Source organism: Mesorhizobium sp. M5C.F.Ca.ET.164.01.1.1 (assembly GCF_004792125.1).
Classification (GTDB): Bacteria; Pseudomonadota; Alphaproteobacteria; order Rhizobiales; family Rhizobiaceae; genus Mesorhizobium; species Mesorhizobium wenxiniae.
In genome coordinates this window covers 1-303 of sequence record NZ_SRTG01000466.1, presented here as the reverse complement: position 1 = coordinate 303, position 303 = coordinate 1, and the positions used below count along the sequence as shown (strand labels likewise).

The following is a 303-nucleotide window of genomic DNA, read 5'->3' as shown; positions in this document are numbered from 1 at the left end:
GAGCCTTGCGTAGTGGAAGGCATTGCGGTCGATCAGCACGGTGTTGATGAGGGCAAGGCCGACCGCACCACCGAGATTGCGGGTGAGGTTGAACAGGCCGGATGCATTCTTCAGCCGGTCCGGCGGCAAGGTGCCGAGCGCGATGTTGTTGATCGGCACCATGCACAGCATCATCGAGCAGCCGCGCAGGATCTGCGGGATGAGCAGCTCGTAGAAATCCCAGTCGGCGGTCAGATGCGTCATCCACCAGGTGCCCGTGGCGAAGCCGAAGAAGCCGATCATCATCATCAGCCTGAGATCGAT

At 60.7% G+C, this 303-nt stretch carries 1 pseudogene; it reads right to left on the bottom strand.

Features of this window, described 5'->3' with window-relative positions:
- Positions 1 to 303 (bottom strand): annotated as a pseudogene (locus EN807_RS34315) (MFS transporter); the annotation flags it as partial.